The organism is Paraglaciecola sp., from assembly GCF_030730205.1.
GTDB lineage: Bacteria > Pseudomonadota > Gammaproteobacteria > Enterobacterales > Alteromonadaceae > Paraglaciecola.
On the sequence record NZ_JANQVQ010000332.1, the window covers coordinates 1 to 13,048 of the forward strand.

General features: G+C 41.2%; 6 protein-coding genes. All 6 read right to left on the reverse strand.

What is annotated here, in order from left to right; genetic code table 11:
* Window positions 1–351: 351 nt before the first annotated feature.
* On the reverse strand, window positions 352–2,349 hold the full coding sequence (locus NWQ57_RS22005; protein WP_306024337.1) for an alginate lyase family protein: 1,998 nt from the start codon (window positions 2,347–2,349) through the stop codon (window positions 352–354).
* A gap of 282 nt (window positions 2,350–2,631) precedes the next feature.
* Window positions 2,632–5,430 carry a family 78 glycoside hydrolase catalytic domain gene (locus tag NWQ57_RS22010; RefSeq protein WP_306024338.1) on the reverse strand — a complete coding sequence of 933 codons (2,799 nt, stop codon included), beginning with the start codon at window positions 5,428–5,430 and terminating at the stop codon, window positions 2,632–2,634.
* Between the two features lie 134 nt (window positions 5,431–5,564).
* A complete protein-coding gene (locus tag NWQ57_RS22015; RefSeq protein ID WP_306024339.1) occupies window positions 5,565–6,791 on the reverse strand; it encodes a glycoside hydrolase family 105 protein in 1,227 nt (408 codons plus the stop codon).
* Between the two features lie 37 nt (window positions 6,792–6,828).
* Window positions 6,829–8,322, reverse strand: coding sequence for a BNR-4 repeat-containing protein (locus tag NWQ57_RS22020; RefSeq protein ID WP_306024340.1), 1,494 nt, complete (start codon window positions 8,320–8,322; stop codon window positions 6,829–6,831).
* 25 nt (window positions 8,323–8,347) lie between these two features.
* Window positions 8,348–11,122, reverse strand: coding sequence for an alpha-L-rhamnosidase (locus tag NWQ57_RS22025; RefSeq protein WP_306024341.1), 2,775 nt, complete (start codon window positions 11,120–11,122; stop codon window positions 8,348–8,350).
* A 449-nt stretch (window positions 11,123–11,571) separates the two neighbouring features.
* Window positions 11,572–12,978: a sulfatase-like hydrolase/transferase gene (locus NWQ57_RS22030; protein ID WP_306024342.1), complete on the reverse strand. Its 1,407-nt coding sequence runs from the start codon at window positions 12,976–12,978 to the stop codon at window positions 11,572–11,574.
* Between the last annotated feature and the right edge of the window lie 70 nt (window positions 12,979–13,048).

The window sequence follows — 13,048 nt, forward strand, 5'->3', positions numbered from 1 at the left end:
ACAAATTCTCTGAGCTTTTCACTATCGTAACCTTTGTCTGCAACAACCATTTTGCGTGTTGGACAATTGGCTACGAATGAGTTTGTCCGTTGGTACAACACTGAACACCGTCACATTAGGATCAAGTTTGCTAGCTCATCCAAGTTAAGCATTTTAATAATTAGATGTGTTTTGTCCAGCAAATGGTGGGCTTACATGGCGGACATTATGGAGACTAATTCAGATAACTCACCTGTAGTGTCACCACTGGACATGGTGTTTCATTTGGAATAAATAATAAAACTAAAAAGCCTGCTTTAAATTTTTAAAGCAGGCTTTTTTTCTAAATACGATATACAACTAAGTGATATTTTAGTGACGCTGCAAAATTGCATCAGACTGATTGAAATAAAGCGTATCTATATAGTTTGGAAACTTTAATTGTACCGTGTAGACATCTGTTTCTTTGTTAAACTTAACATCGACGAGAGGAAAATCTTTTTCTTCTATAAACGGTACTAGAATACTTAAAAATTTGGGATTAACGGCATCAACCGTCACACTCGCTCTGCGCAAATATTTTGAATAAGCATATTTTGTACCTCGATTTTCGAAAGTCGCCGTTTGCATGTCATCTTCAACGACTTGCACTTGCTGTCCTTGACTAAATACCATTAATTTAGCTGAAGCCTGCCCACGTTGCCCTTCAATTACAATCGCTTTTCCATATGGCTTAATTTTATTTTTTGGATAGGTAATGTAACGACTAACATACTCACCTGAACGATCATGTTCAACCTGTGCATCATCTCGCATCACCAAATACGGCACCGGACCTCTGACAAAATAAGCCTTTCTATCAGCATACCCAACTACCACCTTATCAAAGTCATATGCCTCCTCAGCTTGACCTTGCACCAAGGCACCAAATTCATCTTCTCGATACTTAGCAATACGTCCATCACCACCTTTGATTTGCTCAGCGCCTTGAATTTTCAACGTGGTATGGGCTTCACTGCGCTCAGGCTCATATTGTGGGTCGATAAGGAATCCTTCCCCAAACGCGTAAAAGGTCACAGAATTTTCATCTTGTTGGTCGTGTCCACGATGAAAGTCATAACCAGACGTCATTGAAAAGTGTGCAGCGTCTTCGCCTTCCCAATTACTACGTAACATAACCCTGCCACTTTCAAAATGATGCCCCAAAGGTAGCTTGTCTTTAGGACTTACCGGCACTAAGGGTTCGTCTCCCCACATAAACAGAAATGGAGCAGTGTAAGTTGTGCCAGCAAAGCCCGCGAGTAAGTCCTTGTTGCCTGATTGATAGACTGACTCCAACCACGCCCACAATTGATGTGGTTTTTGATAGATCAATGCACCAGCCATACTAGCAACATCGGAGGGAATTTCGTTGTTATCATTAAGAGCTAACATTCGCCCTTCGAAAGGAAGCAACTTCCAAAGGACTTGATCAGCAGCCATTTCAACAGTTGGATTTTGTTTGATTAAATCTGGACCATTTGAGCGCTTTAGTGCCCAAGCAAATACAGAACTGCCGCCTAATCCATAAGCAAAATAGTGATGTCCTTCTGTACCGTAACCTGTTTCATCAATGAAAGAGCCTAGATAACCATCAACTCGACCTATAGATCGTTGCAACCATTGTGTTTTTTCAGGTATCTCAACATTCCATAAGGCTAACGAGGCCAGACCTAATGCGCCGTAGTGCACGGTACTATGGTTACAAGACAACACTCCTGGCGCATCCATTCCCCAAGTGGACTTATGGTGAGTTAGTTCATGAGCAAATTTTTCAATTTCGTCTAATACCAATTTGCGTTCTTTTTCGCTAAGTAATGGATAAACTAAATCATACCCAAGAACCATACCTTGAGTAGCATCAGCGACTTGTAAATGTGAGCGCCAATTTTTTCTGTTGCTCGGCTCTGTTTGTCTAACTACAGCTAACAATAAATCCTTAGCCTTTTTTAAATACCGAGGTTCATCAAATAAATGGCCTGCGAAACCTAAGGTTCCAACAAAATTTTGTAAACCTCGTCCAGCAGTACCTATACCATTATATTGAGTTACAAGTTCATAAGGTTGTGTGCTGAGCTCCATATACATCTCAGCCTTTTTTTTCATTTCATCCCGCACATCATTGAGCCAAGGCAAAGCTTCACTACGCAGGCGGATATTAGGTAATTCTGACAGGGTAAAAAACAACGATGGATGACTCTCTTCGACCCTTATATTAGCTACATCAACATCTTCATAAGGCACCTTAAGTTGCTGTGCATGAGTATCAAGAGACAAGAGATGTGAGCAAAGCACAAGAACTGAAAAACAGGAAAATTTAATTTTTAGCATAATATTCTCTTTTGTATGGTTTCATTTCAATGATTACTAATCACCACGAGTAACAAGCAGTAAATATTTCATTGAGAATGATGGAGTAGTATAAAAATTCGCTTTATAGGCTTTGTTTGTCACCTGACATGTTTGCATCACATAACATTAAAGCTAAATGTCCTCTCAGACTTGTTAACCGGCAGCCAGCGAGCATACGCACTTTGTCGCTACTCGAGTTAACATGCCCAAGCACCTTAGGCATGTTAACTAACGAGAGGCTATTGATCGTAAATCCTAGACTCAGTCTTTAAACGAAAACGAATATTGACCGGCTGTATATAGGCTCGCTTTTTTACCTGGTAGAGTTACGAATGCACTGCTGTTGTTTGGTATCTCGATATGCCAAGATACTTGTTCTCCTTTTCGCTTCCAGCGGCTGCTAATTTTTCCATAGGCACTTGTAAAAGACACATCCACAGAAGATAGCCCCTTCGGAAATACCGGTCTGAGCTCAAATGTTTGAAATCCAGGGTTATCCTCTAAAGGTCTAATACCGCCTAATCCTTCATAAAACCAACCATCGTAGCCACTATGAAAAGGATGATTCAAAGAGCGGCCAGGTGCTGATGTACCTGTTGGATCGGCAGTGGGATCAAATCCGCCTTTGCGCTCCCATAAGGTGGTAGCATTTAAGGTATCGAGTAAATAGGAATAACCAGGGTAACCCTGTGCTTTAAATATATTAAACGCCGTATCACCGTAACCATAATCACTCAGAGCTAGGTACAAATAGGTTTGCCCAAGTGCACCAACTGATGCGTGCCCTCCCCATTTTTCTACCACATCTTTGTTTAAGGCATCTGCTACAGACTGACGCAAATGCGGTGGCGTTATACCAAATCGAAGAGCCATGGCATCTGCCGTTTGACTGCCATAATGGCCGGTATTAGGATCATAAAACTCTTGATGAAATGTATGACTAATTCGGGCATAAAGATTAGAAAAATATTCACTTCTCTCAGATTCATTTATTATCAAAGAGATCTTTGCCATTAAATTGGCTGCATTAGCTAGCAGGGCCGAACTAGTGATGGTGGGTGAAGTATGTTGTGGATTACAGCGTCCTCCCACTCTATCCATACCAGGCTGAAGAACAGGATCACACCAATCACCATAACCAATTCGAAGCAAAGAATCAGACATGGCATTTTCTGCAGCCTGCATATACTCCAGTAAACTTGCATAGTGCTTTTGTAACTGCTGAGTATCACCATAATGGCGATATGTTTCCCAAGCAATCATCACTTCTGCCACCGCCCAATCAAAACTTCCTCCATGAGTTCTTTTACCAGGCACAATAGCGGGGGCAACAAATTTCGAGGTTTCGAAGTCATCCAAATATTTACCCCAAAAATTCTGCATATTAAAGTTGTAGTTACCGGTGATCAGAGCAGCATGAGCATCACCAGTCCATCCAGCACGTTCACGTATTGGACAGTCCATTGGTAAAGCCATGAGGTTGCCCTCGTAGCTCCACAAAGCCATTTCATGAATTCGATTAAGCAAAGGGTCTGAACTTACAAATTTACCAACCCGCTCTACGTCGCTACGAACTAAGTGTGCACTCAGTGTATCTAATGGAGGCTTTGATTTAAGGCCTCTGACTTCAACATATCTGAAACCATGCCACGTAAATGCAGGTGTCCATGCTACTTGTTCATCATCTGACGCAACAAAGGCATCTACTTGTTTTAATAATGGCGCGGCTCCGCCTGACTTTTGACTAATATTGCCTTGTTTATCTGCCCATTCCGCATATCTAAGATAAACTGCTTGGCCATTTGATAGATTTATATTTTCTAAATTAAGTGTGGGTATTCCGGTAAAATTTTGTCCGAAATCAAATACCCAAACGCCTTCCTCAGGATTGAGAATCTCAATGGGAGTTACTTTCTTCACAGCCCGGATAGGTGGCAACATTTGCGGCTCTAAGCGTTGTGTAGGCCATGACGCTAACGCCTTAACTTTTTTCCAACCATTAAGTTGGTTTGCAGTGAGATTTTTGTTCCAGTTTTCCACCGCCCTATTTGCATCAAAAAGTTCACCAGAAAAAACACCTTCTTTTAATACCGGGGAGGGGTGACTTAACCATTGATCATTAGACACTACCAGTTGCTTGGTTCCATCGTTAAAAGTAAGCTCTAATTGTGCAATAAATGCAGGTTGACCGTAAGCGAGTGAATGCCCAGGTTTCGAAAAAGCAATGTCTTCGTTATACCAGCCACTACCCAAATGAACGGCGATGGCATTGTCTCCTTGGACAAGAAAATCAGATACATCATCAGAATTATACAAAATACGTTTATCGTAATCTGTCTGACCTGGATCCATAATTCGCTCATCAACTTTTTTACCGTTGATAAAGATTTCGTAATATCCTGCGGCAGTACTATGTAATCTGGCGTTTACCAGCTCATTTGCGTTAACGAGCGAAAATTGGTGCCTAAACAGACTCGCTGTAGGTTGATTTTCGAGCTGCTCAAAAACTCGAGATTGGGTCTTAGCTCTATTTTCATTGTTAACTGTACTTGCTATATCAGCCGCAAATATCATCCATTGTTTTATTGGCTCATTGAAAGGCGCAACGTCCAACGTTTCAACCTGCAACCATTTTGCTTCCCAGTCACTGGGGTCCAACAACCCCATCTCCCAATACGAAGGCTGACTCCAACCCATCAACTGCTCAGGAATGTTAGAGTCAGACCAGACACGTACTCGCCAAAATGCCTTATCCCTCGAGTTTAAAGTTTTGCCCTGATACAACACATTAGTGGAACGTTTAGATTGGACTTTACCACTGTCCCACAGGTCCGGAGAATCATTGCTCAGTTTGTCTTTGCTACTTGCAACTTGAACTTGGTAATGAGATTGACTTTCTACATTACCATGCCAAGACAATCGTGGGTTATGATTATGCACATTTAGCGGCTCTACCAGGTTTTCAACCAATAAACCTGTGGGTTCTCTCGACGAACTAGTGGGCACCTTACTGCACGAGGCCAACAGAACTAGAACCGTCAGAATAAAATATTTGACCATACATTTCTCGTAAATTAATCAGCGAGAAGATATCGACTTAGTGATGCGAAAAAACCTAAATTTAGCAGTCTATCTAAGCCGATATATTCTCTTAAAAAAAAAGCATATATTGCTTTAGTTGAATTCTGCTTACCTTAATTTGACCACTTAGCCATTTCTGACGCAGCTAACAACACTGCTCCTACACCGTATAATTGCGAGTCTGTTTTTTTCACCGGATCAGGTGATTTACCAACTTGCTGCACCCAATTTACTCGACCGTTTGGTTCAACCGCTTGTTGTAATGCGACCCACCCTTTTTCAACAATTTCTTTTGATTTTTTATCAGTCAAGATACCTCTATTAACACCCCATGCGAGACCATAAGTAATAAAGCCAGTGGCACTCACTTCTGGTGTTTTTACTTTGTCTGGATCCATTAACGACGCTGGCCAATAACCGTTTTCACGCTGTAGTTTCATAAGTCCAGCGGCATTCTTTCTATATAACTCGATGTAGCGGTCTCTCGATGGGTGCCCTTCAGGTAAATCATCAATTATCAACGGAATAGCAGCGAAAACCCAGCCATTGCCTCTTCCCCAGAATATTGGCTCGCCGTTATCACTTTTCATGTCAAAATAGCGGCTATCCCTAAAGAACAAGCCATATTTATCTGAAAATAAATAATCAGCTGCAGCCCAAAATTCTTTATCTGCATATTCGAAATATTTAGGATCACCCGTAACATTACTCAATTCTAACCACGTTCTAGGAGCCATAAATAAAGCATCAGCCCAGCACCATCTCAACTGACAATTACCTTCATGATGAACTGTCCCAGTGCCCTGAGCCGTGCTATCCACCATCTCTAAACCCACTTCCGGCTGATTAGCTAATATCCAATCAAAATGGTTTTGTGTAGGCTTATAAGCCTCAGCTTTTCCGGTTTTTTCTGCTACCCAAATGTAGGTTTGCCCTATGGTATGATCGTCAGCATGGTAGGGCCTATCGGTCAATAATTCATAATTCTGCTCTTTTGCAACTTTCTCAACATACGACATTAATTGCGGGTTGTTATCCACGTCCAGCCATTTAGTCAAACCTATATAAAATGCTGCTTGTATCCAAAATTTTGGATCTTCTGATTTAGCCCTATGAGACTCAGGAATGTAATCTAAGTGACCAAATTGTTCGATTTGCCATGTTGCAGCTCGAGTAGCAATGTCATAGGCAGACTTTTGAATCTCTTTAGTGGAGCTTACATTAGCCGTTGCAGGCTGTTGTTTTAATTGACTGACCTGCCCTTCGTCTTTGCTACAAGCTGTTAATAAAAGACTAATGGCGACAGAAATAACGCCAACTTTTTTGCATGTTTTAAACATATTTACACCTTAATTGAATACTTAATGAGTATATTTATTAATTGCTTTCAAATGTTGATTGATCTTTGCTTAACGTGGCATCCGATAAAGGACGTTGGATGGGTCCACTATCACCCAATAAATAAATCTTGCGATGTGGTGAGTCTTTAGACTTTTTCGCCACTAAAATTTGCGCATCAGGGTGAGCATTTTTTAAAATAGACGTTATGGCAAAACTCGAATTAGGCCGTCTAAGTAGCTCCTTGCCTTTTGCGAACTTTTGTCCGCCATCATTACTTGTCCACCAAGCAACAACGCCATCACTACCCTCTGAATCAGCGAGTATAAAACGTACATCATTAGGCGATTGAACGACAAAATCTCCGCGAGTGTCGCCTGTTTGCTGACCATTCACGCTGTTTCCACCAATCCAACTTTCGCCATCCCAGCGTATATGCCGGGTCAATTTAGGTCCCCCTGTTTTCGAACCTAAATCTTTTCCAACGTTAATTGATAAATGTGGGTAACCACTAGTATCCAAATGGGATGAACCATTAAATGTCCAGTCAAGCCCCGTGTTCATTGCCATCGTTTTTACTTCGGCATTTTCTCTAGTAAGTGGTAAAACAAGCTTTTCTCCCTGAATATTTTTCCAACTTCCATCCTTCGTATTGAAAACCATGTAGTGTAGATCGTGACGTTCCGTAGTGTGTCCACGACCATTAATGCCTGCACCATTATCCCAACATAGGTGGTAATCAAAACTGACTATGATGTCATCTCCCTGACCTTTGCCAACCCAGGCATACCAGCTATCCACTGCTTGCAGGTCATCGCGACGTTTGTGCTTTAAGAAAGAGACTGGCGCCTCAAAGGTGCGACCATTATCGCTAGATTTTTGATAGACCCAATCACTGCGATGAGCCCCATGGCGGTAAAACAAATAAATATCGCCGTTGTCCATTTTGACAGCTTGGTTATAAGTACCAAATACCGAAATATTGTCCACTTCCTCCCACTCAGAAATATCGAATGGTCGTTTAGAAATAGAATGTTTATTAGCCCCATGATGCACATTTCCAAGAGGATTAGTTCCATGTTCAACATCTCCCCCATGGCCACCATAAAAAATATGGATGTAGCCAGAGTCATCAATTAGCAGGGTTGGTTTACCATGATTATCAAATTTAGTGCGGCCTTCGCGGCGACCAAGTTCACTGGTTCCGGCTTTGAACGGACCTGCCCACTGTTTGGTATTATGGTTGTATGTGGAAACATAGGGATCTTCTAAAGGCCCTTGATAGGATACATAAGTGATCCCATTGTGATACTCGCCAGCGGGTTGTTGCACGACAGCCAATGAATTACCGGTACCATTGTCTGCAAAGTAATCAACAGATTCTATGACTTGCACCTTGGTAGATTCAGCGTTATTGGTACAACCACTAAGAGCTGCACTAGCAACCATAATCGAGCCATAAAAGACAGCCGAAGATAGCTCTTTTAGCGACAACCGTTGCAGCTTACCAATTAAGAATTTTGTCTTGTTCATTTATGCCCTACTTATTGATTGATCACTAAAGATTGATGTTTGCCGCTATGCGATATGAGCCTGGGTGCAGTTGCTTCAATTGTTCAGAAGAAGTCACTTTTGTGCCATCAATATGAATTGTTGGCGTGTCTACCCTTGGGAGTAATACATCGGCTTTGGTATTTTTTGGAATAACGATATCCAATGTAAGTTTCTGTTTTTCTATCTTCCAACGTACTGAAACCTTGCCTTGTGGGGTACTATATTCGCCGTAGGCATGTTTTAACTTAGAGCTAAACTGGGGTTCAATTTGAATTTTGCTAAAACCAGGTTCGAGTGACGTTATGCCTAAAATTCCCTCATAAAACCATTTAGCAACAGCTCCATAGGCATAATGATTGAGTGAATTCATACTGTCTTTATTAAAGCCCTCTTCTACTGAGTAAGAATTCCACCTTTCCCAGGTAGTCGTCGCACCGTTATTAATTGAATAAAACCAAGAAGGATAGGTTTCTTTAAAGAGCAATTCATACATCAACTCACTCTCACCTAACTCTTGCAACACTGGCGCGAGTAACGGCGTACCTAAAAATCCTGTGCCTAAGTGATTTCCAGCTTTGGAAATTGCAGCTATTAGATGCTGCTTAGCGATAGACTTCTCTTGATCACCAAATAGATCAAATGCAATTGGTAAAAGGTAGCTAGTCTGAGTACTGACTCCTTGCTTTACCCGCAGATTTTGAGCATAAAAATGTTGTTTAAAGGCGCTTTTAATTTGCTCATGCAGGCGCTCGAATTTTTCTGCATCATCGATTTTGCCAAGTAAACGAGCAGATTTAGCCGTATATTCCACAGAGCGCGCATAATAAGCCGTTGAGATAAGGGATTTATCGGTATCACCGCGTCGCCCTTCTCTACCCTCCACCAACGGATAAGGTTGAAGATGGTCAGCAAAAGTAAGCATTGTAGAAATCAGGTTTTGACTTTGGCTCGCATGGTAGTCTAACCAACGTTTCATCATGTCGTAGTTATCCTCTACGATAGTTTTATCACCCGTAAGCCAATAGAGCTCCCAAGGTATGATTGTTGCGACATCCCCCCAACCTGAAGATGCTTGAAAATGACGACGATTAGGGACATAGAAAGGCACCAAACCATCATCCATTTGTTCTTCGCGCACACTTTGCATCCATGCAGCCCAAAATCCATAAACATCTGCCATATACATAGATGGCGCCGCAAATACTTGAGCATCCCCCGTCCAACCTAAACGTTCATCACGTTGCGGACAGTCAAGTGGCACATCAAAAAAGTTGCCGCGTAGCCCCCATGTTACATTCTTCTGTAATTGATTTAACTTTGGATGAGAACTCTCAAAATTCGCATAAACCTTGAAATCAGAGTGCTGTACAACTCCTTTTATCCAATCCAAACTAGCTTCCTTAGTTGAATCATGTCCACTTAACTCAACATAGCGATAACCATGGAAGGTAAAGGTAGGTTGATATTCAATCTCTCCAGTAATATTTGGCAAATAATAGTCAGTAGCTTTCGCTGAGCGTAAAATCTTTTGATAAAACTCACCATTCTCGAGTGCCTCGGCAAATCTGAGTTTAACTTTTTGTCCAGCTATAACAGGGATCTTAATATGTGGCACGCCAACCATGTTTTGGCCCATATCAAAAATAATGACTCCACCTTTATCACTGACGACATCAACTGAGGGTAACTCCATTTGAGTTCTAATTGGGCTATGCCGCTTTGGTTTTAACGCTACATGGCCATCAATTTCTTCTGTAATAACAGGAGTCCAATTACTGTCATCAAATTGAATATTATTCCAGCCAGGCATTTCAAGAGCTTGCTCGTATTCTTCACCATCATAATTACCCGCCATGCGAATGGGTCCATTATGTGTGGCTTTCCAATTTCTATCACTCGTAACTACCTGTTTGTTACCGTTGGCATATATGATTTCTAATTGGGCCAGCATAAACGATGGCGGTACGTCTCTTTCTCTGTGACCAAGGATGCGGCCGGTATACCAACCTTCTGCCAAAGATGCAGATACAACATTCTCTCCCGCCATTAATAAATCAGTGACATCGTAAGTTAGGGTTTCAATGCGTTTCGCATATGGCGTCCACCCTGGCGTCATTACATCGTCAGCAACTTGTTGGCCATTGATATAAGGTTTAAATACCCCCTTGGCGGTTACGTAGAGTCTTGCTTGTGCTATTTCTCCTTTAGCGACAAACTCTCTACGTAAATACTGCGGGCGATATAGTTTGTTTTGGTATTCTTTACCTTCACTACCATGAGTTGTTGTTTCCCCCGTTTCAGGGTGACGTATCCATACGGCTTGCCAATCATCATTATTTAATAAGCCTAATTCAAAGCTTGCAGGTTCACTCCAGTGAGATGCAACGTCATTTTCGTCCCATATTTTTACTCGCCAAACCGCTTTTTGGCGGGAAGTTAACCTTTCGCCTTGATACTTGTGCCATGCATTGTCTGTAGAATTAACTTTGTGACTATCCCAAAGATCTGGTTTTTCGAGAAGTTGCGCAATACTTGAGGCCACTTGAATTTGGTAGGCGGTTTGAAACTGAGATGTAGCAGATTCAGAGATTCTCCAAGAAAAGCGAGGATTCGCTTCGTAATAACCAAGAGGATCGACAAAACCTTCTCCTACTCGCAAATCATGTAATGAAAATACCATAGGTAACGCGGGCGTTTGCAATTGCGAACAAGCAATCAGTGCGTAACAACACAGCAACAAAACGCTTAGAGTTCCTATCTTCTTTTGAACAAACTTCATGAATAATCTCTTAAATAAAATAGCTTAAACAAGATAGAAACAATAAATTAACATGAATAAAAATGCAACCTAATGATTCATATTGACACATGATGATTATTAACTAGGCAATTTAAATTAACTATGAGACAAAAAAGCTAGAAACAAAACGAATTAAGGTATTTCTAAAGCAGGGCAAGCTCACGAACGTTTTTTGAACGGAATTCGAACATAGTTTGAACGAACCGAGGTGGTAAATTCATCAGTTTGGTTTCAGCTTAAACCACTAAGGTTCAGACTCTGAACATTATGTTCACAAAATGAGCACTCATGCTCTCGCCCTGATTTCTAAAGAGAACACACTAAAAAAGTTCAGTGATATGAGTTTTGGAGATTTAAGGCCTAGTGGCCTCAGATAAGGCCACTAGTAGCTTAATCTAACTCGAAGATCTGATAGTTTGCGAGCGAGACTAATCTTTATGTTGTTCGAATAGATCAAAAAATTCTTTGGTTAAGGTTTGTTGAGTGGATGCCAAATTTTTAGATTCACCGGGATCTTTTATGATGTTATACAACTCAACTGGCGCATCTACACCATAACGAACTGCTTTCCACTGCCCTTTGCGAGCAGCTTGGAAAGTATCACCGATAACACCAGAGTTTGGATCTCCCACTTGTTTAGCGAACTCCCAGTATAATAAGCGCTCAGGCATGTTCTCAGGGCTGTCATTTAATAAACCCGATATTGAGACACCATTAGTACGCACACGAGGAACAATATTTAAATCAACTCCTGTTATTTCAGCTAAGGTTGGTAATACATCAGCAAAAAGCCATGGAGTATTATCAACTCTGGCTTGTTTAATCATTGCAGGCCATTGCACCAACATGGGAACGTGAATACCACCATCATAGAGATCACGCTTTTGACCTTTATAAGGTGCTGAGGCTTTAAAAAATTCAGGATCAGCGCCACCTTCGTCATGCGGACCATTATCAGAAGTAAATACTATTAAGGTATTATCTAATTTACCTTCCGACTCTAATACCGAAATAATTTGGCCTACATAGTCATCAAGAGCCGTAACCATGCCAGCAAGTGTTGCATTAGGTTTTTCGACAGCTGCAGGATAATAAGCGGCATATTTGTCACTTGGGGTACCCGAAGACATACCTGTATATTCTGTTTCTTCTAGCTCATATTGTTTGCTATATTTTTCAGGAACATCTAATTCCGCATGAGGTGAAGAAAACGCTAGCATTACAAAAAACGGATTTTCACGCTCTTGTTTAATATATTTAATCGCCTCTTCAGTAAATAATTCTTGTGCATAGGCGCCTTTTCTACCACCTTCATTTTCTGTAACCCTCAGTTTTTTTCCATCACGCCATACTATCTGCGGATACTGTCTATGACCTTCTAGGATAGAATAAAAGCCATACCATGTGTCAAAGCCCATCGCTAAGGGGTCGGTAACGCCCATCTGTGAACCGATAGAATACTTACCAAACAAGGCTGTATCATAATTGGCATATTTTAAAACATGGGCCATGGTTACGTCGATGTCGGCCAATTGCACCGTGTTGGCATTATTTGTCATAAATCGACCATCACGACCAGTAAATAGCGAAACTCGAGATGGAGAGCATACGGTATTACCTGAGTAAGCTTGGTCAAATCGAATACCATTTTTAGCCATTTGGTCTAAGTTTGGAGTTTTAATTGGTGTATTGCCGTAAGCACCAATTTGGTTGAACCCAAGATCATCTGTCAAAATAAAAATGATATTCGGTTTAGTTGCAGCTTGGGATAAAGTACTAAAGCCACCAATAACACAACTCACAAGAACAGCCATACTGAAGCGTTTAATTTTCATGCTTTCACTTTTCCTTTAATTCCATTAATACATTTATCTCATCGCTGATAGTGTAAAAATATGCAGAATG